The sequence below is a fragment of the Bacillus clarus genome (assembly GCF_000746925.1).
Taxonomy (GTDB): domain Bacteria; phylum Bacillota; class Bacilli; order Bacillales; family Bacillaceae_G; genus Bacillus_A; species Bacillus_A clarus.
Window position 1 is genome coordinate 173,206 of sequence record NZ_JMQC01000009.1, and the last position, 25,707, is coordinate 198,912.

A 25,707-nucleotide genomic window follows, 5' to 3' on the forward strand; every position below is an offset into this window, starting at 1 on the left:
AGTTTTCCTTATTTATCCACTCGTTTATGCTTTTTTCAAACTTTGCAACAGAATCTTTACCATTCTTCTCTAACAGGTTCAAGATAAATTGTAATTTGTTAATCGATATGTTTGTGTAACCACTGTTCAAATATCTTTAACTGTTCTTCAGTATGAAAGTAATGTTCACCTGTTTCCATGACTTCTAATTCACAACGATGTTTTTTTGTAAAATAGTTAATAGTTTCAAATTCGCACAGTTCATCCTTGGCTCCATACATAATATATGTATCTGTATTCCATGTATTAATAGGATGTTCTTTTACATAGCATAAATAATCCCAATATAACTTTTGACCAATAGGTGTCTCTATAGTCATTTCTTTTTGCAAAAGCTCTGGTGTTACATTAAACCATTTCATCATATTTTCGATAATTCGTTCCATATTAACTACTGGTGATAAAAATAATGCCTTTTCTAACACATCATTTTGATAGGCTAAAAGGCTAAAATAAGCTCCCATACTACATGCAAACACGCTTACTTCTTTCCAATGTTCTTTTGCGTAATTCATAATTATAGATAATTCACTAACACAAAACTGTACATTGCAAGGAGTATTATCATTTTTTCTTTCTCCATGCTCGGGTAAATCAAAGCTTAATACTTGATAACCTTTTTGATTGGCTTCTTCAGCTAATATTTGAATAACTGCATCTTCCTTATTTGACATATTTCCATGTACTGCAATAAAAATTTTTTCACTCTTATCTCCCCATAAAACCGTGGGAATATTATTAATTTGAAAATTATCTTTAAGCATATTTCCTCCATAGAATAAGACATATAGGGGTACAGCCGAGATACGTGTAAAAATAGGTTATAGGCTTACTTTTATTTCCATATACAGCTTATTGAGCTTATAAATAAATATCGTTTCGTCTATTTGCATTTAAGAGTTTGTCTTTGTCTATTATGGGTTAAACCTAATCATTCATTGGTTAGTTACTGAAAACACTTTATTTCAATTTTGTGATTAGGGTGTGTGATAATAGGTTCAAAAATGAAAATTGTTTACCAGAATGATATAGTGCACCTATATACCTTATTGCCGTTCTTATTCCATTACTGCACAAACCCCGAGTAATGTAAAAAATAAGAAAAAGCTAGATCAATGCCAGCTTTTTTAACAATTATAATTACCCATAAATATATAATATTATTTTTGATTTTGTTTTTCTCTTTCACCTACAACCCAAGCTAATAATAAAATAGAGCTAGTTGCTAACAATGCTGTAAAAACTCCCATTAAACATTTCTCCTTTTTACAAACTAAATTAACCATATTATACCACATTTGTAAGAGACTAAACTGTAACAACAAGGAACATTTATGTTGCAAATGTCACGGAAAAACAAAGTTTGGTAAAAAATGTATCACTATAACCTATTTTTACACGTATCTCGGCTGTATCCCTTATAGAAGATTAGCTTTTCGTTACATTAACAGAGCCTTTCTAATTAAAAATTATAGGAAAAGTAAATGTAACGAAAGCTGCCCAAAGTCCGTAGACCGGCAAATACTTAGTAACGGCATCTTGGATAGTTGAAGGTCCGGATTTGTTTTGTAGAAAACGCATATAGGAGAGCATAATCCAAATTAGATTTGCCCAGATAAGTATGTTTACTCCTAAAACAGCAAGTCTATTAGGCGTAATCCCATAAGAAGAAAGTCTGAACACGATGGCTGACAAAGCCACACTGTCAATGATAAGCGCAAGAACAATTAAGGCAAAATTTATATAATCTGAAATGTTCTTTTTCTCGTCTGAGTCGCTCTCGGTAATGGAAAATATGGTAACGGCCAATACACCAAGGAGTATTCCGTTGAAGGCTATCAGGAAATTGCGGTCCAAAAATGGATTTTTTCCGACCCATATAACCGTTATAAGATAGACCAACAATGTGACCAGGACAAGAGGACTAAAAATTTTAGCTATATATGGTGTAATATTCTTAGCAAGTTTAAGATTCATTGATACCAGGTATGCAGCCACAATAGCGAGAGCGGCAGCACCAAATAAAACGACATTACTAAAATAGAAGTCTTCTATATCCAAGCCAACAAAGCTAAATAACTGCATGGTTAATGCTGCTAGTACCATTCCGCTAACTGCCATGCTGGCGTAGAGAATACAATATTCCAAATTAAATTTAATATAGGCTAATCTTGTACTGCCTTTTGAATATTCATTTCCTGTAAATGCAAGACCTACCAATACCCATAAGAATATGGGAAGGTGTAAATAAGAAAGGATAATACTGTCTTTATAATTTAATGGCAGCATATTAAGATAAAACCCGGAAATTAGGAACAACACTGCAAGGAAATAAATAACACTTTTTTTCGGAGTATTATTGTAAACAAAATAGGCAGCAATAAAGGGAATTATACCAAAAGCCAGGTTAATTGGAGCAATTGCTTCCTGTTCGACAAAATGGAAAATGATTCTGGTGCTTATCCCGGCCAGAATGGCTAAAATGCCCATGAATAAGAAACCTTTTTGAAGCAAGGAAGATTTTTCTGTATTTGCCGTCTCCTTGAAATGCAATCTTTCATACCAAACGCCAAGAACCTGAGAATCAGGATTTTGTTCCCATGCGTGTGAGAATGACTTTTTAAAAGTTTTCGGGTCTTTTCTATACATTCTCTCCAGCTCATGAGGGTTAGAAATATTTCCAATAATCAAATTGTTAATGTCCATAGCTATACCTCCCCTAATAATTGTTATATTAAGTCTCCTCAATATGTTTAACTGTCTTCGTCACTTTTGTATTCTAAAATATCTCCAGGCTGACATTCTAAAGCCTTACAAATTGCCTCTAAAGTGGATAATCGAATCGCTTTTGCCTTTCCATTTTTCAATATAGAAAGGTTCGCCATTGTTATTCCAACCTTCTCCGAAAGTTCTGTTACGCTCATTTTCCTTTTTGCTAACATCACATCAATATTGATTATAATTGCCATTGTTATTCACCTCAGACCGTTAAACCATTTTCTGATTTGATATTAATTGCTTCTTGTAAAAGTTTTTGGAGAACAGCCGCAAAGACTGCGATAACCATCGAAGCAAAAGGAACAACCAATCCGACAAAGATAACTCTTGGTGCGTCGTCTACTTCCGCAAAGATATAGAAGAGCGGCCAAACTAGCACATGCAAAATACTGATTGTGATGGCACAGTATTTGATTTTCTTTAAAGCTTTTACAGATAAATCGGAGAAAGCTTTATTTTTGTCAATATAGCGTAAGAGTTTGAAAGCCTGATACAAAGCAAAGTAAAAAGGTATCGCCGATGCATCAAAAGCGATGAAAACGAGATATTTTATAAAAGCAAACTCTGGAAGCAATTTTGCTGCAAGGTTCGCCATCTCAGGCACCAAAAAGATACACAGAGCAAGAACTGGGACTCCTAAAAGAATAACAGCTATTTTTAAAAACAACATTGTTACTTTTTCCATAAAAAGCACCTCACTTATTCATTCTGATTTTAATATATATTTTATCGTTTTACAATAAATTTTTATTAATTTGAATAACATTTTTATTGTAGGTTTTTGTTTTAAGCAAAAATAAAAAGCATTCCTCATTCAAAGAAATGCTCTATAACTTTAAACTATTAAATTTATAACTTGTACAGCTAAATATGGGGTCACCATACATGTCCATCAACTTAAGAAGAAAAATAAAATGAACTTTCATTCATATGAACGAAAAAAACCTTAAAATATTTTGTATCCTTAAAAAGGAGTTCTGGTGCAAAAACTTCAGGGAAATTGCAAATAATCTCTAAATCTTGAACATACTGATACTATTACTCTAAAAAAGGTGTGTGATCGGTATGAAAAAGGAAAATTTGTTCAAATGGAAGCACTATCAACCTGATATTATCTTATTAACGGTAAGATGGTACCTATGGTACAACCTAAGTTTTCGTGATTTGGTGGAAATGATGGAGGAACGAGGTTTGTCTATTGCTCACACCACTATTATGCGTTGGGTGCATCAATATGGACCTGAATTAGATGAAAGAGTACGACGTCATCTTAAGACAACAAATGATTCCTGGAGAGTCGATGAAACGTATGCGAAAGTAAAAGGGCAATGGATGTATTTATATCGCGCAGTCGATTCAGAAGGGAATACTATTGATTTTTATCTAAGTAAATCAAGAGATAAACAAGCAGCCAAGCGCTTTTTTAAGAAAGCCTTGGCTGCTTCTCATATTTGTAAACCTCGTGTTATCACAGTAGACAAGAATCCAGCCTATCCCGTAGCGATTCAAGAGTTAAAAGAAGAGAAACGTATGCCCGAAGGCATACAAATAAGGCAAGTGAAATATCTCAATAATATAGTGGAACAGGATCACCGTTTCATTAAGAAACGTGTACGTTCTATGTTAGGATTCAAGTCATATGAAACAGCCACTTCTATATTGAGTGGCGTTGAAACCATGCATATGATGAAAAAAGGACAACTTCACTTACAGGTGAAGTCTGCCCAAAATGAAGTTAGATTCATACATAAATTATTTGGAATTGCATCATAATCTATCATTGAACAGTCTATGCAGGTTTCTATGCCTCTATCAAATGATTTTTGCACCAGAACCTATGAGTCTATAGCTACACTAGCCCATCCAAGCTTATCCTTTAAAGCCATTTTAGCTGCGCTTCCTTTTTTTATCATAGCGTCTATTTCTTTTATCTTAGGGGTGGCAGTTCCATTTTTGATTTTTTTTCGATATCATTCACATAATAAATCTTATGATCTCTATGTCGTCCATTAAATTTTTTATTATCCTTAACAGAATCATAACTCTCTCTTACAAGGACTCGCTTGTTTTTTCTATCAAAATCTTTTTTACCTCATAACCATTCCTTACTTTATAAGCTATATTCCCTACTGCCACTGCACCTGTAAGTGTCCCGAATGTATTCCCCGGTCCATCCAATGGCACCATCCAATCAAAACCAGTCATACCTAGAAATGAATATTCTTTGTCCTTCTTAACGAAATCTTTTTTCGTAGTATCTACAAAATTTGCTAACGATTCAATTTTTCCGTTCGTTTCTTGCAATCGCTTTTGATAAGATACATATGTTTCAATAATATATCCACGATTTTTTGATTCCCATGGAATATTATGAAGCTCCCTTTGTAATCTCTGATCTAATTCTTTAAATTGTTCTATTATACTCAATAAATCTTCTTGTAATGAGGTTAAATATTCTTCTCGCACTAAAATTTTACCCAATTCTCCCATCCGCATTCTAATTTATTCTACTTATATAGATGCAATTGTCACAAGATATATACTTTCTACAAGTTCAATATCATTTACACTGAATACTTCTACTCTCTCTTGATTTTGCATAACCAACCAATTATTAGATAGCACCGTAATAAAATGTGGAATCTATTGGTTACCATGATGAAAAATAACTAATATAATTTCCTAGACACCATTACTAGAGTGTTTTTTCTTTATGGACTAGTATATTTTTATAGACTACTAACTAAAAAAAAAGAGCCTTCTTAGAGGCTCTTTTTAGTTACCATCATACAGCTATGTCATTTCATTATTTAACTTCAGTCCATTTAAAATTAAATTCTCCATCAAAATCATTCGTCACAAACCCTTTAATAGACGATCGTTGTAAGTATGAGCGTCCCGTTTGATAGAAAGGAACTACCGCACCATCTTTTAACAGGATTTTTTCCGCTTTTTTCATTGCTTCCTAACGTGCTTTTTCGTCAACTACTAGATCGTTTTTCACTTTATGAATGAGATCATCATATTCCTTATTCGAATACTTATCAAGGTTATATGTACTGTCTGTTATGAATAAATCTAAAAATGTAATTGGATCAGCAATATCAGGTCCCCATCCATCTAGACCCATATCATAATCAGCACTTAATAGTAGCTTTATTTGCTGTTGACGTGGCTGTGCTTTGACATTCACCGTTAATCCTTCTAAATTCTTTTCTAATTCACCTTTTAAGTATTCTACATTTTTCTTCGCTATTGTATTATCACTCGTTAACAATTCAAGTGTCACTTGCTCTTTTCCTAATTCCTGCTTTGCTTTTGTCCAATTCTCTTGCGCTATTTTCACATCATCCCGTACTAGATTTCCATTTTCTTTACGGAAATCCTTTCCGTCTGGACTCAATGCAAATTTATCAGGAATTAAACCATAAGCTGGACTAGATCCATTATTTAATAACGTATCTACAAACCCTCTTTTATTCATCGCTTCACTTATTGCCAATCGTGAATATTTATTTTTCAACACTTCATTCTTTTGATTTAATCGTAAAAATTGAACAGTAACCTCAGACCGTTCCTTAAAGTCTGGATTATTTCTATATTTATCTACAAATTCACCAGTTAATCCAACACGGTCAATTTGTCCCGCTTCATATAAATTCACTTCGGTAGACTTATCTTTTACAATATCAAAATTTATTTCGTCTAATTTAACACCCTTCGCATCCCAATAAGTAGGATTCTTTTTCAATTGGAAACTTTGTTCATGTTTCCAATTATCTAACTTAAACGCACCATTATAAATGATATGATTTGCTTCTAAACCATATTGTTTTCCTTGTTCATCGAAATACCTTTGATTGATTGGTAGAAATGTTGGGAATGCGGTTAAACTCACAAAATAAGGGATTGGCTGCTCCAAATGGACTTCTAACGTTTTTTTATCAATTGCTTTTACACCTAATTCATCTACAGATAATTCTTTGCTATTAATTTTTTTCGCATTTTTTATATCAAAAAATAGAAATGTATATTCCGCTGCGGTTTCAGGGTTCACAGCACGTTGCCAAGAAAACACAAAATCCTCTGCGGTCACTGGCGTTCCATTTGACCATTTTGCATCCTCTCTAAGATGGAATGTGTACGTTTTTTTATCTGCACTCACATCATATGTTTTTGCCACACCAGGAATCGGTTTATTACCCTCTCCAAGAGTATATAATCCCTCAAACACGTTACGCATAACATCCATAGATTCTCCATCCGTTGCTTTTGTAACGTCCATCGTTGGAATTTCTGCGATATACGGCAAATGAATGGATTGCTTAGCTGCCAATTCATTATTTGCCTTCGCCTTACTTTCTTTCTCTTTATCTCCACTACAAGCTGTAAGTAGTAGACTAGCTCCTAACACAGAAGCAATAATGGATGTAACTCTTTTCTTCATCGTTCTTTCCTCCCAAAATGCACCGTTACACATAACTGAATATACACATTTAATAGTATGCATCCTTCAGAAGAAGAGAAAATTTATATTCTCATAAACCTTTTAAAATCAAATATAATATCATTCTTGAATTGTTTCCCTTTAAAATATTTCATCAGTTATTCTCCTTGTTTCCCTTTTCTAAAGTGTAGCTTCGTTTAGGAAGCTTTGCAACAGAACCCTTACAGTAAGGTATGTGAAATTATATAAGGAGTAATACAAAAACCAACCTATTAATCAGTAATATAGATTGGTTTTTAGCTTATTAAACTAACTCTTTAACTATTTTATTAGATATTTCTCTATTTCTTTCAATAAAACCTTAGCACCTTCAGGACTTAATGTGATTTTACTATCAGCAATTTTAAAATTCTTTTCAGATATATCTCCCGTTATCAAACAAGAATCTTTTACTTTATATGGCTTTAACACAACACTGTCCTGCTCCACAAATATTTCCAAAGGCGCTTTATCACGAAGTCCTAAACTCTTTCTTAGTTCCATAGGTAAAACAATACGTCCTAAATTATCTACCTGCCTCACAATTCCAGTTGCTCTCATTAAGTGACATCTCCGTTTCCTGTTAAAATGTATGTTTATTATTTTACCATTTTCCTATCATATATTAGAAATATTATGTATTTCCACCTTTATTTTACGGATTTTTCTGACTTTTATTGAGAAATGGTATATCATGGATTTAGTTTCACCTAACTTTGGTATGATACGTATTAAGATATACTATATAGAGAGGATGAAGATAAAATTATGAGTATTCATTTAAAGGGGAACAAAGAAATCACAAAACTTTTAAATGAGTGGTACATTGAAATTCGTTCAAGGCGTATAAGAAATGCACTGTGTTTAAAAGAAACCATTGATTCTAAAATTCATAGCATTGAAGAAGATCAAAATTTATTACTTTACTATTCACTTTTAGACTTTAGATATCAATTTATTATTGATAATTTAAGTGTTTCAAAAAATAGTTTCGACAAAGTTGAATCTTTTGATACGCCTACAGATGACTTCCTAGCTTATTATTATCATTTCTTTAAAGGCATTCATGCCTCTACTATTGGCGAATATAATGTAGCAAAAGAGAATTATGAAAAAGCCGAATCATTCCTAGATTGTATTCCTGATGAATTAGAAAAAGCGGAATTCCAATATAAAGTTGGAGCTTTTCTTTATGATATTTACCAAGGTCTTTTATCCTATAAAAAAGTTACAGAAGCAAGAAAGATTTTCGCTCAACATACTGGTTACGAGATCAATGTAGCTTTTTGTGATAATCTCATAGGTTTAGCTTGTACGCATTTGAGAGAATGGGAACTAGCTGAAGAGTATTTTACTAAGGCTATGGATATGTTCCAAAAAATAAATGAAGAACAATTTATTCTAATGGTGCGACAAAACTTAGGATTAATGTATGCTACTCAAAATCTTTCTCCATTAGCTATTAGATACCTCTCAGAAGTGAATCAAAAACAGTCTAACAATTATAAAGCTCTTTTCATTGAAGCAAGAGAGCATATGAAACAAGGTAATAACTCCATTGCAACTGAACTTATAGCGAAAGGTCATAAATTATGCGTAGAGTTAGACAACAAAGAGTATAAGTATCACTTTAAAATTTTAGATGCAATTAATGCTAATTTTCCTGCCGAAGCACTTGAAAAAATAGTGCTAGAAAGCATATCATATTTTACAGAACAAGAATTATTTGAATACATTAAGGATTACGAAGAACAATTAGCTACTACGTTCTACAAAGAAGATAATCATGTTAAAGCAAGTCACTATTTTTATTCTAGTTCTCAAGCAGGAAAAAAAGCTTTTGAGAAGGAGGCATTAAAATGAAAAAAACAGTATTTAGCTTAATTGGTTTAGTTACAGTTTTAACTTTAATGTTTGGTGCCCAATCCCCTGTGGAGACACAGACGGCTGCTGAAGTTGTCCAATATGCACACGGAAATCATGGCGGTTAAGATTCTATTTTAATGCACAAAGAATAGATAATAATTTATTTAAAGGGAAGAGAAATTTCTTCCCTTTTTATTTATTTCATTTTGTATATGCTATCTTTTCTTGTTAATGAAAAATATCCCTATGCATAAACTTAATAAAACAGAAAGAAATAATGAATTTTTGCCCCCTACTACTTCCAAAGTTTCCACCAGGATTTTCTTTTCAACCCTGCTACCGCCACTTCTTCCTGACTCGTTATAACAATCCGTTTCACTTCTTGTATTTCTCTAATCATTTTCATCAGGTTTTCATCTCTTTGCTCTAACCTTTTTTCTATCCTTTCTTCTCGTTCCTTTCGATCCTTCATATCCGCTTCAATCAACTTATTCCTTTGATCTATACGATCATCCAATCTCTTTTCCATTTCTAATAAATTTGCTTGCTGCACCTTGTTTATTTGCTCACACATAGCGCTATAATGTTCCTGGAACATTTGCTGAAGAGAATACGGAATCAAGTCTGTCTCCTGAGCTTCTTCTGGCTTACTAACATGCCCCAATTGTTTTACTATCATCTTCGCCGCTTTCTCCAAAGTCATTCCATCATGTTTACTCAGTTCCACTAACTTTTCAATGAGCATAATGTCATACTCTGTATATTCTCTTCTTCCTCTGCTATTTTTCTTAATATCATATCCTTCACGCTGTAATACATCTGTGTACTTTCTTAATGTACTTCCACTTACTTTCAATCGATTATATACCTCATTAGCCGTATATAGCACTTCCGTATCTGACATAGCGCTACACCCCTCCCTATGTACAAATTTTCCCTATATACGCATTAAACCCTTTAAAAATCAATCGACGAAGCTCGTACTGTCTTTGCTATGTTTTGTCAGAACAAGGAGGTTTGTAATTGAACAAAATCGTTTTTTTGTGGATGGAAGTGAGCCATATCAATTGTTTAATAGACAAGATGGGCATGTTGATATTGGTGGTAATCGCTGAATTTGTGAGGAACATGTAACTATTAAGTAATATGTGAAGTGAAAAGGGGTCTGCTCAATATGAGTAGACCCCTTTTTATTATTTTCTTTGTATTTCATAAAATAACTTACTGATAATTACTTAGAATAACCTTTTAACGAATTACTGATGACTAAAAGTCCCGTTACAAGAGACAGCGTTCTTATAACAAATTCAGCGACTAGCAGATCACCCATACTCTTCGTAACATCATACATACTACCAGTGATAATGATTGGCGCGATAATTATTATCAGTCCTATTAAAATTTGAATGATTAATATAATTTTAGGATTAATCTGAACCACCTCCAGCATATCAGTATGTATCATAGGTTAACATATAATTCCAAAAAAATAAGTTTATTTAACTAGTAAAAAAATTTATCAAAAATATGTGCTCTGTTCTACATATGCATATTTGTAAGTACTCGTTGCATAAGAAGCTCCCATACTAACACTGCCATAACCACCAACATTAATTGAAACATTGCCATTGAACGTTGTAGTTCCATTATTGAAAAAAGTTCCATTTACAATATAAAAAATCTCATTTGGACTTAATAATTTCACATCACCTTTTCCACCGAACTCCTTGGAAATTCCATCTATGTTTCAATTTCATTCGTAAAGAATCTGGAGTAACTTTCCACCAATCACACGATTCCCTCGGTGTCATGATTTCATCTAGCATAAATAACATCCCTATCAGCTCTAGTTACTTATAAATAACATTCATTTTAATTATAAGTAACTAGAGCTGACAAACAAACTTAATTGAAATTTGAATATTACATGAATTCTATAGATTTAGTTTATTGCATGTACTTTAACTTTATTTCTAAGATATAATAAACATACTAAGTGTTTTGATTTTGCAAAAAAGGAGGAGGCTATATGAAAAGAAAAAAAATAAAAATCCCTTTAGTTTTGGTATGTATAATAGTATTTTTTTTCACATATTCGTGGTTTAAGAACAACCCGATAGGAGCTAAGGAATCAATTGAATTTTATATATCAGAGAAGGTAAATTCAAAAAATATGAGCGAGTTATCAGAAAAAGAAAAAATAGCGATTGGTAAAAATTTAATTGTTAAAGAGTTGTCTGTTTTTGAAATGAATAAAAAAGATGATATAAAGCAACTAGCCACAGAATTATATACATATGAATATAGAGCAATTGGCGAACAAACTCTAATTAAAAATTTTCAACCAGGAAGAATTGAAGATTTAAGATATAAATTCAATTCAGATAAAGTGTCAAAATATGAGAATGGTTTTAAATATAATGTTTCAGTTCAAGTATTTGGATTAGATAATAAAGTTAATAAGAAAGTAGAAATGATTATAGATTATGAATTAGATATAGTTAAAGAAAGTGATGGTTTCAAAATGAATTATCAGAAAAAAAATATCATGAATTAAAACAAAAAAAACCAAATCAATTTGGTTTTTTTTTGTTCAATTAGATTAATTCCTCTTATTATTTTTCCAATTTGAATGAAGTTGGGGTTAGTTTGGGCGATTTCAGTTGTTAAATGTTTTTTTAAGTATTTTAATGTATCTTCACTTGTATGGTTACTATGCTGAAGACTAGTTAATGCAGCTATTGTTGCATCAACAGAATCTATTTGTCCGACCTGATCAGAATATCCATTACTTTTATTATTTTTATATTGGTTTAGCTCCGTTAAATGTTTTTGTTTAGAGGATTCATTATTAAAAAAATCATCTAATAAAATTTCGGGATAAAATTCATATATAGATTGTTCATTAGTAGTTGTTTGTTGTAGATTATTGTACAATTTTTCTTGTATATCATTTGAGAAATTCTCTTTAAATTGTTTTTGAATATTTAAAGAGAAGCTTGCTTTGATTAATTCCATTAAAATTCTTGAATTAGGATCTGTTTTTTGAACCTCTTCATTTACTTTTTGTGTAATAAATATTTGACATTCCTTTTTAAAATCATTATTTTCTAAAATTAACACACTATCAAGAAGTGGATTTAGGTACACATAATTCTTATCCCACGTTTTCTTTAGTTCTTCAAAAGTTGTGGTTAAGTAATTATTTATTTTTTGTTTGTTGAGATTATTAAGTGTGGAATAATATTTTCCAATTAATAACCCATAGTAAGTTGAGTTAATGTCAATTAATTTTGCAGGATTAATCCAACCATTTTTCAATCTCGTAGAATTTAAATACTCAAATAAATCATCTAAATGTTTATTTGGAGCTTTTAGTGAAGTAATGAATAAAGTTTTATACAAGAATTGAGCACTTAGTTGAGGGTCATTATTAATATATGATGTTATCACATTTGTAATATCTTCTTCTGAGATTTTGTGGGCAAAGTCAATATCATAGTAAGTATATATGGTTTTTAGGTAATATAAATCATTTAAGGTTTCTATTTTTAATTTTTTCTCTTCAGAATTAAGTTTAGAATTTATTTCTAAATTTTTGATGCTATCTTGTTCAATTTTTTCATCTAAAAACATCAGTAAATACGTATAATAGATTTTAGAGGTAGGATTTTCTTCTAAAAGCTCTTTCAATGTGAAAATAACCCCCTCTTTATTAGGGATTTCTTGCTTTAATATCGTAGATAATTTAATTAAAGAGGGATTGAATTTTATACTTCCATTCTTAGTTTGAACAGTGTTTTCCAATTTTTTAAATTTAGAGAGAAGTTCTTTCTCTGTGGACTTGCTAATTTTAACGTCTAATTCATTGCATAAATTAATATATTCTAAAGTCAGATTAATTTGTTCATCATTTAATGCATCTGAATTGTTAGAATTCAATCTTTGTATAATATTATAATCTTTTAACCATTTTTTAATTTCTTCTTTATTTTGAATTTCTAAATCATAGAGTTTATATATTTTAACAAACCAGTATGTATTATAGATATCAGGTTCTTGATCGCTTGTAAAACCCGCTTGTTTTGAAGTTTCTTTATAATACCAGCCATATTCGAATGGTATATTAGATAAATCCTTAGTGTGGATAGCAGGAACTGGATTTTCTATACTGTTACAGCCACTTATAACTAGGGTAAATATACTTGCTATGATAACTACTATTTTTTTCAAAATTTCCTCACTCCAGAGATTGATTATTTTAAAACTAGACGGTATAATATCCCGTCTAGTTTTTATGTTTTTTATTAAAGACCTCTATCTCCTTTTGCAACGATCTTTTCATAGAATGCACCATTATTATAATTAACAGTACCTTCTACAAACATTTCAGCACTACTTACATATCCTATTGCTGATGTTGAACCGATATATTCAGCATCTACAACTAATTGACCATTACCTGTTGCGGTAACTGTCCTTGTTTCGTTATTCCATGTATATGTGTCAGTTTTTGCTGTGGAAATTGTTTTAGCATTTGCACTGAGAGTTCCAGTAACCCTTCCACCATCAAAAGCACCTTCATCTAATACTATTGATCCATAGCCATGATATCTAATCACCCCAGGAGAAGTAGCATTAAAAGAAACCGTCCCCGCTGAGCTTACATGAACTCCTGCATGTGCTTGTGCTGTTCCATACAAGCTCCAATAATTTTCAGCTACACTAGCTGGTTCAACTGAAATCCCTAATCCTAAAGCACTCGCAGCCAATAGCCCAGCCATAACTTTATTTTTCACCTTTTTATCAGAAAATAATTTTTTCATTTTAAAGTTCCTCCCTTAATAATAAAAATCTCTCAGGCTAGTATTCCGCAGGTAGTTTTTTAAATACAATCTCTGTCTTAGTATCTTGGTTGTAATCAGTAGACATTTTTCTCCCTCCCTATGATATTTGTTTCATAAATACGAATCACAAAATAATTAAAAGAAGATTCTGTTAAATTTTACAATTAAAATGTATAATATTTTATAATAATAGTTATATTTCTGAAAAAATAGATAAATCAAAAGAGGTGTTAGGAATGGACTATTTAAACATAAGGAGAAATATAAAGAAATTTAGGTGTTTCGCAGGGTTTACACAATTTGATTTAGCCAAAGGTATTTGTAGCCAAGCACAAATTAGTAAAATTGAAACTGGAAATGGAATTCCTTCTAGTTATTTATTAATCGAAATAGCTAAGAAACTAGACATTGATCCCATTGATCTGGTGAGCCCCTTTGATGAGCATAGGAATAATACCAATGACTTAATCAACAAACGATTCATGGAGAGTCGATGAAACCTATATTAAAGTGAAAAGGAAATGGATGTATTTATATCGTGCCGTTGATTCAGAAGAGAATACCATTGATTTTTATCTAAGTAAATCAAGGGATAAACAAGCAGCCAAGCGCTTTTTCAAGAAAGCCTTGGCTTTTTCGTACATTTCTAAACCTCGTGTGATAACAGTAGATAAAAACCCTGCCTATCCTGTAGCGATTCAAGCGTTGAAAGAAGAGAAACATATGCCCGAAGGCATAAAGATAAGGCAAGTTAGATATCTCAATAATATAGTGGAACAAGATCATCGTTTTATTAAGAAACGTGTGCGTCCTATGTTGGGGTTTAAGTCATTTAAAACTGCAACTTCTATATTGAGTGGTGTTGAAGCCATGCATATGATTAAAAAAGAACAGCTTGATTTACGGGATCAGTCTGTCCAAAATCAGAAAGAATTCATCCATCACTTGTTTGGGCTAACAGCATAAAATACAATTCCGCTAGAAATATATGCGCTATATTCTCTTTTATTTTATTTTATCTTTGCACCAGAACCATATTTTTTATAGAAGTAATTTTGCCGAAAGGAAATAAAAAGGGGCAATGTAAGATATGTAGCGCTTAACCTTAAATACATGTAAAAAGAAACCAGGCGGTAGTAAATATCAAAAATATTACGGAAAAGTGTATATTCGGAACCAAAAATTTTGCATGATCTTTATTTTCTTTCAGTGCCATAGTTGAAAAGATAATGGCGCTAGCTAATGGAATCATTAAGGCATAAATCAGATATGTAAGATCACGTCCAGTATCTAAATATGGTTCGCCAGGGTGAATATAAATAAGTTCATAATGATAAGCGAAATATATATATAAAGCTATGCAAAATATAATATTTGCTCCAATTGCGATACATGAATTTTTTAACACTTTCATCTTTCTACTCCTTAAGTAAGTTCTTCCTAATATTATAACAAAATAGTTGGAATACTCGCTAATTTTATCTAAGAATCTATTTATATATGTTTTTATTTGAGCTGCAGTAAGTTCCCATCTTGAAGCATTATCAACAACATCCTTTAAAAAGGATATATGGAGATTAGCAGCTTGTGCATATAAAGGGAGTAATAAAACTTTATAATCTGGATGTCTAAACTGGGGCATTCTATTATCAAATAATTGATTTAAAGTATGAATTGAATCGATTATTGAAAGCGGTTGATTTCCATCATCTAACTGATCTACAATAATCCGATTTTCGAAATCTTCAACATCTTGCAAGAAATTAACGATATTTTGTTGTAACCCCTCTAATTCTAACGTAACCCGGTGCTGAACTTCCTGGACTTAACCTTTGATTCAGAAGTTCCTCAACTGCTTCTAATATTTCTAATATTGTGACTGGACTCGGTGTAGGGAATAATTTTTCAAATAAAGAATTTAATAATTTCTTACCAAGCGCACCTGCAATCTGTTTCAATATAAGCGATGAGACGGTTCCGACTACTGGTGGGATATAAAGAAAGCTGTTGCCCTCAGCCCATCTTTTCCATTCATCTTCTATTTCATCTAGATTTTTCTCTGTCCAGGGACGGGATGAGAAAAATTTCTCTGGTTGATTTATGGATATTGGTTCACCATCCTGAATATCAATATCTCCCATAGTATTACAATTACAGTCATTTAGGATTGGGTTAGTATAGTCTTGTAGCCGAAGCGTAGGTTTGCTATGATCTAGAACCTTTGAAGAATCTTCTGTAGTCGTATAGAAACTTTCTTCGTACGACAATTGTCCATGATTTTCATCCATTTTTGTTTCACACAAGTTAGATTCGGAATTTTCCATCATTCCTTTTTTTACATTTGAATCCATAAATTCATTCACTCACCTTACAGAAATTGTTTAACTACATTGTATTTTTATCTAGTAAATACAATGTAGTTAAACATGAAATAACAACACAACTGTTATTATTTCATGCATATCTCTCTCATTTTTTAATGGATATTGCTAAAAAATAAATCAGTGCACGTATGAAACAAGATAAATGCTATATTTTATAGATGAAAAAAATATAATGGAGGGATATGTGTTTTGTTACGCTAGAAAAATGTAGGAGTCGTTACTTAATTTATTATAAACCTATTAAATAAAAAAAATTTGATAAACATTTTATGTGTCCAGAAAATTGTATGTTTATGAACAGAGGATAAAACTAAATAATAGTAATGTTTTCTAGCTATAATCATGTTCATAAAGTGTGTAAATAATTCAATGTTCAGTTAATCTAGGGTTTTTATCTTTTTGAACACATTAATCTCTTCTAAGAACGCTGTCATATTAAGGTTTTTAAGTCCTTAGCATATAATTTTCCCAGAATGATATAGTGACCCCAATAACAATAATACTACAATAAAAAACAATACATTTTTGTTGTAAAACGATAAATAATATGATAAAGTCATGTTGTCATTAAATAAGCGAGGTGCTTTTTATGAAACAAGTTACGACACTCTTTTTAAAGCTAGCTATTATTTTTATAGGAATCTCGGTTCTTGTATTGTGCATATTTTTGGTGCCTAAGATCGGGAATTTTGCTGGAGAATTGTATCCAGATATTGCTTATATGAAATCTCTCGTTTTAATCGATATGTACGCGGCAGCGATACCTTTTTACTTTGCTCTGTATCAAGCTTTTAAACTTTTAAGATATATTGATAAGAACCAAGCGTTCTCGGAATTATCGGTAAAGGCTTTAAAGAATATAAAATACTGTGCCATCACAATCAGTACCTTGTACTTGCTAGGTATGCCACTCTACTATCTCATGGCGGAAAGAGTTGACCCTCCAAGTATTATACCAATTGGATTGGTCATTATTTTCGCCTCTATGGTGATCGCCGTTTTTGCTGCTGTTCTCCAAAGACTTTTACAAGAAGCTATTAACATAAAATCAGAAAATGATTTAACGGTCTGAGGTGGAGGATATGGCAATTATTATTAATATTGATGTGATGTTAGCAAAACGAAAAATGAGCGTAACAGAGCTTTCGGAGAGGGTTGGGATTACGATGGCGAATCTTTCCATTCTGAAAAATGGGAAAGCAAAAGCGGTTCGTTTTTCAACATTAGAAGCGATATGTAAGACTTTGGATTGTCAACCAGGTGATATTTTGGAATACAAAAGCGACGAAGACACTTAATAAAAACAGACAACAACTTTCTTCAACCAATGGGATTAGATAGTGAAATTAAGATGAAGGGATAGCGATTAAGCTATCCCTTCTCTGCGTTTATTATTGTTATTTAATTAGAGAATTCCATTGAGAATTGCATTGATTTTAGTGACAAAAAATGTGATGTGATTTGCAATGTTTGCACCTCAAAAGAGAACCCGTTAATCTGAGGTGGCTTCTTTTTATTTCATAAAATCAACATTAAAATTTAACAGGTCCATGGAATAAAAAGGAAAAGAGGGAGTTGTAATGAACAAAGACAAAAATCCAGAAAAAGAGAAAAGTGCTATTAAGACAGATGACTTTGCTAATCGTACCTTCTTTGGTTCCCCTACTATCGGCGATGTTGTTATATTAGGAATTATTATTTTGTACTTACTACCGATAACGAGAATTATGTAAAAGAGCTGTCCAAATGGATGCCTTATTTTATTTTTTGCTTAGCGTAGGGTTTTTCCGAAATGCTGGCGGTACACCTTGTAAGGAGTTTGGGATGGGATTATAAGGGACTATTCAGTGTGAATTGAAAAAATTTATCTACCATTTTTATGTGTCGTTCTATTAAAAAGTCCAAATTTGATCAATTTAATACGATAAAATCTGGTCAAAGATAATGAAATTTTAAGAACAATAAGGTAAACTAGTCAATGGTTTTAGTTTAAAATCGATTAACGTTGATGTATACGGAGGAAAGATTGATGAACAACAATACAATAAATGAGTCAGTTGAAGAAGTTGATAAAAAACGAGTAAGATCAAGCAAACGTTTTACAAATTGGAAGCTTATCGCAGCGGGTGGCGGTATAATTGCACTTCTCATTGGGGGAATGGGTTATTATCAGGCAACCCACTTCAATTCAAATGTTACGATTAATGACACAAAAGTCGGTGGTCTGAACGCTGATCAGGCCATACAGAAATTAAAAGCATCGGAACTAGAAAACAAAGTCTATGTCGGTCAACAACAAATTTTAGATGAAAAAGATACACAAACGGAACTTACGGAAAAAGATTTGCCTCAAGTTAAGAAACTATTAAAAAGCCAGTGGACATTTTTCCCTTCCTCAAAGGAAAAAAATTATTCACTGCTACTGGAAAAGGCGGATCAGTATCGTGGCGAAACGATGAAAAAACTTGTAGAAGAAAAGCTCGTCTCTATGAATAAAGAATTAAAAGCGCCTCAAGATGCTATGGCGAAGCTCGAACAAGGAAAAGTTGTTATCTCGAAAAGCGTTGACGGAAAACAGTATGACGTTACTAGTCTACTGGAAGATTACGACAAGCAGAAGTATAAAAGTGAAATTCATCTGAAGTCTGCATACATACAGCCTATTAAAGAAGACAATCCGATTGTCAAAAAAGAGGAGAAAGCACTACAGGATCTTCTTCAACAGACCGTTGATTATAAGGTACAGAATGAAGTTTATCCTTTAAAAGCGAAAGATTTAATTCAAAATGCCTCTATGTCAAAGGATATGAAAATTACAATCGATGCGAGCGACATTAAGAATAAAATTGCTGGAATTAATAATGCTAAATCAACATTAAATAAAGACTTCACCTTTAAAACCCATTCCGGTTCGGTCATATCAGTAAAAGGACAAGGCTATGGCTGGGCACTAGATGTTGAAAAAGAAACACAGCAAGTCCAACAAGCCTTTGAAAAAGGCGAAAAATCGCTTTCTGCTTCTAATATTCACGGAAATGGCTGGAGTAATGAAGGCATCGGTTATGAAACAACATCGAATAATGGCATCGGAGACACGTATGCAGAAGTTTCAATTGCAGAGCAACAAATTTGGATTTACAAAGATGGAAATTTAGCAGTCACAACAAATGTAGTAACTGGTAAACATAGCACGAGTGAAGATACATCACCAGGTGTGTGGTACGTCCTTTATAAACGATCACCGTACACACTCAAAGGCAGCGCAGTAGGTAAACCTGATTATTCCGTTAAAGTAGATTACTGGGCCCCGTTCACAAATAGCGGCCAAGGGTTCCACGATGCCGGCTGGCGAACAGACTGGGCAAATAATGCTTATTTAACGGGGGGATCGGGCGGATGTGTTAACCTTCCTCCTAGTATTGCAAAAACTGTGTATGATAATTTAAGCACTTATGAACCGGTTATCATATACTAGTAAATAGCAATCTCGCGTGAAGCGATGTATGTATCAAGAACTTAAATTTATAAAAAAAGCAGGGAATCGCGAGTGATTTTCTGCTTTTTTTATTATTTATGCTATGCACTTCTCGTATGCGGGGTGGAAAAACAGTTATATACGTTAACGTAAATACATAAAGGAATAAAATCATAATTTCATGACTTTTGAAAAAGCATTACGTGGTGAGTTGTTAAAAAGAAAATAGCCTAATAGGGGTCACCATTCATGCCCATCAACTTAAGAAAACAAGTTCCCCAAAAAACGATAAAAATAAACTTCGGTGCTATAAAAACAAAAATCCCCATTTAGGGGGACTTTAAAATCTTAGGTTGATGGGCATGGGACTGAACCCCTAATACTTTATTTTTATAATGACTCTTTTCATGAAATAAAACTCAGTTATCAGTTTAAACCATTTTTTAGATTTAACAATAACAAGTGTGAATTTTCACCTTTCAGATAGTCTCTTTTATTCTAATTTCTTCATTTCTTTCAGCCGTTCTATATCCTTTTCTGAAGCCTTTTCTATTTTATACAGTTCATAGCTACCCTTTATCTCATTTATCACTGCAAATTCAATTTCATTCCGAACATAGCTTTTAGTTTTTCCCTTTTTATAACTAATAATATTATCTAATATAGTTTCTCCACTATCTTTTTTATATAAATTATAGCTAACAGGTGGACGGCCAATTACATACTTATTATCAGAAAATCCGACTATATCATCCCTCCCTAATCCTGTCGAAACACTCCAGACAAAAATAATCTGAAATATAAAATAAACAACAATACCGCATAAGAAAAAAAATAGGATTGATTTAAAAAATAACTTTAAAAGTATCCTGCCCAAAAAACATTCCCTCCCATTTCACCTCGGGATAGCAAGAACAAAACGTGAATTTTGTACGCTAAGGAACCGAAGTTTTTAGATTGTTGAACTCAATCCCCCGTCAGCGCCATAAGAAAAAGAGTTACCGCAGTAACCCTATTGTTTATAATACACGTCATTGGGAGAAGCTATAGATGAATAAAGTCAATCTATGAAATTTCCCACAATCTTTTAACCTCCACCAATTCCTGTCCATTGAATTCCATTATATATATATCTGGTTTTGATGTCTGTAGTAAAAAATTTAAATCATACTTACTGTCATAATATCCCATCATCAAAGTCATTACAGCCCCATGAGTGCCTAATACTACTTTCTGTCCTCGATAGGTGTTTAATAATTCTTTTAAGACTTTTATAGCACGTTTCTGACAGTCGACATTAGACTCTCCTCCCATTAAAGCAAAGTCGGGGTCTAAGAATGACTTTTTTATCAAAGGGAATAATTCTTTATCCGACATTCGTTCCTCTTCAGCAATAAAAATTCTCTCTTTTAAGTCCTCAAATACTAAAACTTCTTGTCCTATTTGCTTCGCTAACTGCTGAACAGTTAGAATTGAACGATTGTATGGACTTGAGATAACAACGTCGATTCCCTCACCTTGTAATACATCTGTTATTCGTTGAACATCTAATTTTCCTTTTTCAGTTAATCCTCTTGTTTTTTCTTTTCCAGATTTCGGTGAATCCCCGTGTCTCACCATATATATGAAAGTTTTCATAATTACCTCCATTTTTTCAGGTTTCTTTACAATTGCTTCCCTATATTAGCATATATATCCAATACAGTCTCCTTAAAAATGACAGAAAACTGTGAATTTGAAATAGAGTCACGATATTCGTAAGAAAGACGCGAAGTTTTCACTATCCTCAGGTATAAAAAAGCGTTATTCTTTCTAAACAAGCTAGATTAGAAAGAATAACGCTTTTTATGAATCTCTCAATTCAAGATGAACTACAACTATTTGTGGAAGAATTACAACGATATGTTACACCTGTATTTTTAGAAAAACTTGCAAGAGAAATAGGATTTATAAAACGAAAACGTAAGTTTTCTGGATCAGACTTAGCTGCTATGTGTATTTGGGTCGGTCAACAGGTGGTGGCAAGTGAGCCCATAGTCCGATTATGTAGTAGGCTTCATGCAGCTACTGGTACTTTGCTTAGCCCCGAGGGCTTAAATAAACGTTTAAATGCTAAAGCAGTTTTGTTTTCACAACATATTTTCTCTTTACTGTTACAACAAAAAATATGTGAACAAACACAGATTTCTAACCAACTCTTCTCTTATTTTGAATGAATCCGTATCCTAGATGCCACCGTATTTCAAGTACCAAATGCTTTAGAGAATGTATATCCAGGATCTGGAGGATGTGCCCAAACAGCTGGAATCAAAATTCAATTAGAATATGATCTGCACAGTGGGGAATTTCTTAACTTTCAAGTAGGACCTGGAAAAAATAATGACAAGACATTTGGTACGGAATGCTTAGATACCTTACGACCAGGAGATTTATGTACTCGTGATTTGGGTTATTTTTCATTGGAAGATTTAGATCAAATGGATCAACGAGGCACATACTATATTTCTCGTTTAAAATTAAATACAAATGTATATGTGAAAAATGTTGTATGTTGGAGTGAAGAAGGAGAGACATTAGAATCCTTTACTACTAACTCAAAATGGAAGTATATAAAAAAGGAGGATCGACATCATGTAGTTCAATTTATAGGTTATGATAATAGTGAAAAAGAACATGTATAAATAATTTTCTATGTATATTTAGAAAAAAAAATTACGAATGGCACCATGTTTACATTAATAATAAAAAGTTAAATAAACACGATGAAGAAGAGTATAAGAACGAAATTGAGGAAATTTCTATCCAAAAATAAAGATTACATAATTCTTGTTATAGGAAATAAATACTTAACTTACAAAAAATATAACAGGATAGGTCAAGATAACATGTTATCTTGACCTATCCTGTTAATAAACAAGTTCTCATAAAAAATAGACAAATTCACAAAATAAAATATCAATTTATTACTTCAAATTAATCGGTTGTTGTTGGGTAACACAATGTATCATACCGCCATTTTTATATAGCTCCCTTACATCAATACCTACCACCTTACGATCAGGGTATAGTTCTTGAATGATATCATTTGCTATTTTGTCATTTGGATCATTATAGTTAGGGACCAAGATAACTTTGTTCGCTATATAATAATTCACATATGAACCTTTATAATCAAGTTGCTTCCCCCTTTCTAAGGTAACCTTGTTTTTACTTAGCGGTAGATATACATACTTATAATTTCCACCTGAAGCATTTTTTGCATGCAGCAATTTGTTAATATCTGTGTCTGACACTCCCCATTCAGCCAGATCGTCTTCTGCTAACGTTATAATAGTAGATTTATCGTGGAATTTGGCAAATCCATCAATATGAAAGTCAGTAATCTCTAAGTTAGGTACTCCATCTAACCAAATAAAATTTGTTACTCCAAGATCACTAATATATTTTTCAATTTTCTTTTCTGACAAATTAGGATTCCTGTTTTTATTCGTCACAGCACTTCTAGTTAACAAAGCAGTTCCATTACCATCTAATTCAATTGCTCCGCCTTCAAGGACAAATTTATGCCAATCAATTCTTCCAATCCCTAACTGTTTGCTAAGATTCTCACGAAGAAGAGCATCCTTCGCAAAAGGCGTTTTCTTTCCCCATCCGTTAAATCCTGGATCTAATATCTTTAGATTTTTATCATTGTCATAAACAAAAATTGGTCCACTATCTCTAGCCCATACATCGTCAGTAGGTGAGAGAAAGAAATCTATTTTTTCCATATTCACCCCTTGATTAGTTAAAAGTTTAGTAATTCTTTCTTTTTCTTCTTGATCATATGCAACAATGTGAACTTTTTCGCCTTCGCTTAAAGCATTTGTCATTTGGATCCAAATCGGTTCTACTTCTTTCTGATAATCTTGTCCGTATGTGTATTCATGTGGCCATTGTAGCCATGTCCCTTCATGTTTGCTTTTTTCATCCGGCATTGTATATTTTCCTACTTTTTTTTGTGCCTCTACTTTCTTAATATCTTTTCCCTGAACTTTCTCAATATCCTTACCTTGACCACAACCACTGATAATTGATGTGGATAGTACAGCCATCAAACATAAATTCGCTATTTTTTGCATTTCTAAACCTCCTGTTCTTTCTTACAATAATGTAAAGCTTCACATAATGTGAAGCTCAAGCTTTTTTTAATTAATACTAACTTTCGGTGATAATTTATGTTCATCTAATTTGATTTGCTCATTTATCTAATATTTTTCAATAAAGACATTTAAATATCATCAATTGAATTTACCACAATTCCCTATATGTAAAACATTTATATAATTTAATTTCTTAAGTAAATTTATTCTAAAATTATTTACGGTCCTTTCTATCAATATTCTCGTTTGTAAAGGTATACCTTTAAGGACAAGACTTATATCCCTATGAAATCAAGGTTTATCACGTTTATAAATATGTTAAAAAACATTAATAAACGTTTATTAATTCTCTATGACCTTTATAAATTCCTTAGCGTACAATTTTCTCAAAATGATATGGTGACCCCACATCCATCAACTTAAGCAGTTTATACCCCCCAAAAATACAGAGTATGACTCCAAATTACATGTATCTCGGTTGAACCTGAATGTTGAGATGAAGATTATTCATTTGTTTTGGAGAATGTTACAAGAGTTAGAAGCAATATATCGAAGATTATTAAATAAAAAATTATGAGAGAGGTGATTAAGATAAAAAAAGGAAAAGAGTTATTTGTACTTCTATTTTCACTCGCTTTATTATGTTCCTGTCAGAACAATAAAGAGGAAGCAAAAAGTGAAGGATCAAAAGTTATGGATACTGTTCAGAATATGGTGGGTAAAAAGGGGCTTCGTGGTGCCACTGTAGATGATAAAACAAAAATAGTAGACCTAGAAATGGCTGGAAATGAAAATAAGTTAAAAGAAGAGATTAATACTCAGCTAAAAAATCAAAATATTAAACCGTACACGATTAATGTTAGTCAAACAAGCATAACCCCGTTCTAAATTTAGGACGGGGTTCAAAATTTAGTTGTTTAATTTTTGATGTAAGATACTTCACTACACTAAAAAATATAACAATAAAGTCATTTAAAAATCTAAGTTCTATTTAGCGATAGCGCCCGATTGTTGAACAAATATATATTTTCTCTCAAAGAGATCAGTTATATAGAAAAATGCCAGGTCACATTTAAGTTATTTACTTCCCAATCAGTGAGATATCTTAAAATACAAATTTGTTAAGGAGTTGTGCTCTACTACTCCTTTTCTGTTAAATCATTTGTGACGGACCTATGAACCTTCACCAAAGTCTAGCGTACTTCCTGTTTCTACTAAAGTCTTTGTATTATTTAAAATCATCCACCAGGCCTTATTGCTGTTCTCATAATAGGGATCACCTTCTTTCCACTGGTCATGAATGAGTGTCAATTTCGTACATGAGCCAATAGGCTCTAGACTATAAGAAATTCTTGACTCAAATGCATGATCATCTTTCATATATGACTTTCCAGGATAGTGAGTAAATCGAAGAAACTGATTCGGTTCATATTCCAATACGTTTCCGTATACATGCACCGTTTCATCTCCATCTACTCCAGGACCGATATACTCCAAGAGATGGCCCACTTGAAATGTAGATCTAATGACGGACCCATAATAAATTTGTTTTGTACCCTCAGGAGAGATCAATGCTTTCCAAACTTCCTCTGGTGTGCCTGCAATATAAAATTGGTACTTCAAATCCTTCATAATTTTTATGCCTCCTAAAAATTTAATTCTGTACATGTACATTATAAAAAAACTTCAC

General features: G+C 32.3%; 26 protein-coding genes and 4 pseudogenes. 12 read left to right on the top strand and 18 right to left on the bottom strand.

The window, feature by feature from the left end:
• Positions 1-98: 98 nt before the first annotated feature.
• The 4 genes from DJ93_RS27590 to DJ93_RS27605 form a co-directional block, all read right to left on the bottom strand.
• Positions 99-803 carry an alpha/beta hydrolase gene (locus tag DJ93_RS27590; protein ID WP_042984623.1) on the bottom strand — a complete coding sequence of 235 codons (705 nt, stop codon included), beginning with the start codon at positions 801-803 and terminating at the stop codon, positions 99-101.
• Positions 804-1,497: 694 nt separating this feature from the next.
• On the bottom strand, positions 1,498-2,745 hold the full coding sequence (locus DJ93_RS27595) for a DUF4153 domain-containing protein (protein ID WP_042984626.1): 1,248 nt from the start codon (positions 2,743-2,745) through the stop codon (positions 1,498-1,500).
• A gap of 47 nt (positions 2,746-2,792) precedes the next feature.
• Positions 2,793-3,008: a helix-turn-helix domain-containing protein gene (locus DJ93_RS27600; protein WP_017153334.1), complete on the bottom strand. Its 216-nt coding sequence runs from the start codon at positions 3,006-3,008 to the stop codon at positions 2,793-2,795.
• An 11-nt stretch (positions 3,009-3,019) separates the two neighbouring features.
• Positions 3,020-3,502 (bottom strand): DUF2975 domain-containing protein, encoded by a 483-nt coding sequence (locus DJ93_RS27605; protein ID WP_042984629.1) that lies wholly within the window; start codon positions 3,500-3,502, stop codon positions 3,020-3,022.
• Between the two features lie 380 nt (positions 3,503-3,882).
• Between DJ93_RS27605 and DJ93_RS27610 the strand changes: the two genes are divergently transcribed.
• Positions 3,883-4,590 carry an IS6 family transposase gene (locus DJ93_RS27610; protein WP_042984630.1) on the top strand — a complete coding sequence of 236 codons (708 nt, stop codon included), beginning with the start codon at positions 3,883-3,885 and terminating at the stop codon, positions 4,588-4,590.
• A 276-nt stretch (positions 4,591-4,866) separates the two neighbouring features.
• Here DJ93_RS27610 and DJ93_RS34185 read toward each other — a convergent pair whose 3' ends face one another.
• The 3 genes and pseudogenes from DJ93_RS34185 to DJ93_RS27625 all read right to left on the bottom strand — a co-directional run bounded on the left by DJ93_RS34185 (position 4,867) and on the right by DJ93_RS27625 (position 7,864).
• The gene (locus DJ93_RS34185; protein WP_241484391.1) at positions 4,867-5,298 is read right to left on the bottom strand and encodes a hypothetical protein; all 432 of its coding nucleotides are present in this window, start codon (positions 5,296-5,298) and stop codon (positions 4,867-4,869) included.
• A gap of 325 nt (positions 5,299-5,623) precedes the next feature.
• Positions 5,624-7,264 (bottom strand): annotated as a pseudogene (locus DJ93_RS27620) (peptide ABC transporter substrate-binding protein).
• Positions 7,265-7,585: 321 nt separating this feature from the next.
• Positions 7,586-7,864, bottom strand: a complete 279-nt coding sequence (locus DJ93_RS27625) for an AbrB/MazE/SpoVT family DNA-binding domain-containing protein (protein WP_042984632.1) — start codon at positions 7,862-7,864, stop codon at positions 7,586-7,588.
• Between the two features lie 207 nt (positions 7,865-8,071).
• Between DJ93_RS27625 and DJ93_RS27630 the strand changes: the two genes are divergently transcribed.
• Entirely contained in the window at positions 8,072-9,166 is a 1,095-nt protein-coding gene (locus tag DJ93_RS27630; protein ID WP_042984633.1) for a Rap family tetratricopeptide repeat protein, read from the top strand.
• Positions 9,163-9,294, top strand: coding sequence for a Phr family secreted Rap phosphatase inhibitor (locus DJ93_RS32610; protein ID WP_117287943.1), 132 nt, complete (start codon positions 9,163-9,165; stop codon positions 9,292-9,294). Before DJ93_RS27630 ends, DJ93_RS32610 begins: the two co-directional genes overlap by 4 nt.
• Positions 9,295-9,464: 170 nt before the next feature.
• Here the strand turns inward: DJ93_RS32610 and DJ93_RS27635 are convergent, their stop codons facing one another.
• The 3 genes and pseudogenes from DJ93_RS27635 to DJ93_RS32615 form a co-directional block, all read right to left on the bottom strand.
• Complete coding sequence (locus DJ93_RS27635) at positions 9,465-10,073, bottom strand: DUF3967 domain-containing protein (RefSeq protein WP_042984634.1); 609 nt, start codon at positions 10,071-10,073, stop codon at positions 9,465-9,467.
• Between the two features lie 327 nt (positions 10,074-10,400).
• Positions 10,401-10,619, bottom strand: coding sequence for a hypothetical protein (locus DJ93_RS33460; protein ID WP_152569965.1), 219 nt, complete (start codon positions 10,617-10,619; stop codon positions 10,401-10,403).
• Between the two features lie 295 nt (positions 10,620-10,914).
• Positions 10,915-11,004: pseudogene (locus tag DJ93_RS32615) on the bottom strand (helix-turn-helix domain-containing protein); the annotation flags it as partial.
• 194 nt (positions 11,005-11,198) lie between these two features.
• On the opposite strand from DJ93_RS32615, the gene DJ93_RS27650 reads away from it, so the two are divergent.
• Positions 11,199-11,726, top strand: a complete 528-nt coding sequence (locus tag DJ93_RS27650) for a hypothetical protein (RefSeq protein ID WP_042984636.1) — start codon at positions 11,199-11,201, stop codon at positions 11,724-11,726.
• Here DJ93_RS27650 and DJ93_RS27655 read toward each other — a convergent pair.
• Positions 11,723-13,402: a hypothetical protein gene (locus DJ93_RS27655; protein WP_042984637.1), complete on the bottom strand. Its 1,680-nt coding sequence runs from the start codon at positions 13,400-13,402 to the stop codon at positions 11,723-11,725. The genes DJ93_RS27650 and DJ93_RS27655 overlap by 4 nt on opposite strands.
• A 74-nt stretch (positions 13,403-13,476) precedes the next feature.
• A complete protein-coding gene (locus DJ93_RS27660; protein ID WP_042984638.1) occupies positions 13,477-13,995 on the bottom strand; it encodes a hypothetical protein in 519 nt (172 codons plus the stop codon).
• A gap of 257 nt (positions 13,996-14,252) precedes the next feature.
• On the opposite strand from DJ93_RS27660, the gene DJ93_RS27665 reads away from it, so the two are divergent.
• Positions 14,253-14,513 carry a helix-turn-helix domain-containing protein gene (locus DJ93_RS27665; protein WP_042984639.1) on the top strand — a complete coding sequence of 87 codons (261 nt, stop codon included), beginning with the start codon at positions 14,253-14,255 and terminating at the stop codon, positions 14,511-14,513.
• Positions 14,488-14,982 (top strand): annotated as a pseudogene (locus DJ93_RS27670) (IS6 family transposase); the annotation flags it as partial. The gene DJ93_RS27665 and the pseudogene DJ93_RS27670, both read left to right, overlap by 26 nt.
• Before the next feature lie 139 nt (positions 14,983-15,121).
• On the opposite strand, the gene DJ93_RS31690 reads toward DJ93_RS27670, so the two are convergent.
• Both DJ93_RS31690 and DJ93_RS27680 read right to left on the bottom strand, forming a co-directional pair.
• Positions 15,122-15,775: an insecticidal delta-endotoxin Cry8Ea1 family protein gene (locus DJ93_RS31690; protein ID WP_080743751.1), complete on the bottom strand. Its 654-nt coding sequence runs from the start codon at positions 15,773-15,775 to the stop codon at positions 15,122-15,124.
• A 4-nt stretch (positions 15,776-15,779) separates the two neighbouring features.
• Positions 15,780-16,367 carry a hypothetical protein gene (locus DJ93_RS27680; RefSeq protein WP_042984641.1) on the bottom strand — a complete coding sequence of 196 codons (588 nt, stop codon included), beginning with the start codon at positions 16,365-16,367 and terminating at the stop codon, positions 15,780-15,782.
• Between the two features lie 622 nt (positions 16,368-16,989).
• Between DJ93_RS27680 and DJ93_RS27685 the strand changes: the two genes are divergently transcribed.
• From DJ93_RS27685 to DJ93_RS27695, 4 genes are all read left to right on the top strand, one after another.
• Positions 16,990-17,472 (top strand): DUF2975 domain-containing protein, encoded by a 483-nt coding sequence (locus DJ93_RS27685; RefSeq protein WP_042984643.1) that lies wholly within the window; start codon positions 16,990-16,992, stop codon positions 17,470-17,472.
• A gap of 10 nt (positions 17,473-17,482) precedes the next feature.
• Entirely contained in the window at positions 17,483-17,698 is a 216-nt protein-coding gene (locus tag DJ93_RS27690; RefSeq protein ID WP_016114251.1) for a helix-turn-helix domain-containing protein, read from the top strand.
• 282 nt (positions 17,699-17,980) lie between these two features.
• Positions 17,981-18,133: a hypothetical protein gene (locus DJ93_RS32945; protein ID WP_161785276.1), complete on the top strand. Its 153-nt coding sequence runs from the start codon at positions 17,981-17,983 to the stop codon at positions 18,131-18,133.
• A gap of 296 nt (positions 18,134-18,429) precedes the next feature.
• Entirely contained in the window at positions 18,430-19,875 is a 1,446-nt protein-coding gene (locus DJ93_RS27695; RefSeq protein ID WP_042984644.1) for a L,D-transpeptidase family protein, read from the top strand.
• A 493-nt stretch (positions 19,876-20,368) separates the two neighbouring features.
• Here the strand turns inward: DJ93_RS27695 and DJ93_RS27700 are convergent, their stop codons facing one another.
• On the bottom strand, positions 20,369-20,752 hold the full coding sequence (locus DJ93_RS27700; RefSeq protein WP_042984645.1) for a hypothetical protein: 384 nt from the start codon (positions 20,750-20,752) through the stop codon (positions 20,369-20,371).
• 188 nt (positions 20,753-20,940) lie between these two features.
• On the bottom strand, positions 20,941-21,513 hold the full coding sequence (locus DJ93_RS27705; protein WP_042984646.1) for a histidine phosphatase family protein: 573 nt from the start codon (positions 21,511-21,513) through the stop codon (positions 20,941-20,943).
• Between the two features lie 209 nt (positions 21,514-21,722).
• Here DJ93_RS27705 and DJ93_RS27710 point away from each other — a divergent pair.
• Positions 21,723-22,505, top strand: a pseudogene (locus DJ93_RS27710) (IS4 family transposase); the annotation flags it as partial.
• 333 nt (positions 22,506-22,838) lie between these two features.
• Here the strand turns inward: DJ93_RS27710 and DJ93_RS27720 are convergent.
• Complete coding sequence (locus DJ93_RS27720) at positions 22,839-23,996, bottom strand: agmatine deiminase family protein (protein ID WP_042984648.1); 1,158 nt, start codon at positions 23,994-23,996, stop codon at positions 22,839-22,841.
• Between the two features lie 603 nt (positions 23,997-24,599).
• Between DJ93_RS27720 and DJ93_RS27725 the strand changes: the two genes are divergently transcribed.
• Positions 24,600-24,905, top strand: a complete 306-nt coding sequence (locus tag DJ93_RS27725; protein ID WP_241484392.1) for a DUF4030 domain-containing protein — start codon at positions 24,600-24,602, stop codon at positions 24,903-24,905.
• A 285-nt stretch (positions 24,906-25,190) separates the two neighbouring features.
• Here DJ93_RS27725 and DJ93_RS27730 read toward each other — a convergent pair whose 3' ends face one another.
• Positions 25,191-25,649 (bottom strand): SRPBCC domain-containing protein, encoded by a 459-nt coding sequence (locus tag DJ93_RS27730; RefSeq protein ID WP_042984649.1) that lies wholly within the window; start codon positions 25,647-25,649, stop codon positions 25,191-25,193.
• Positions 25,650-25,707: the final 58 nt, after the last annotated feature.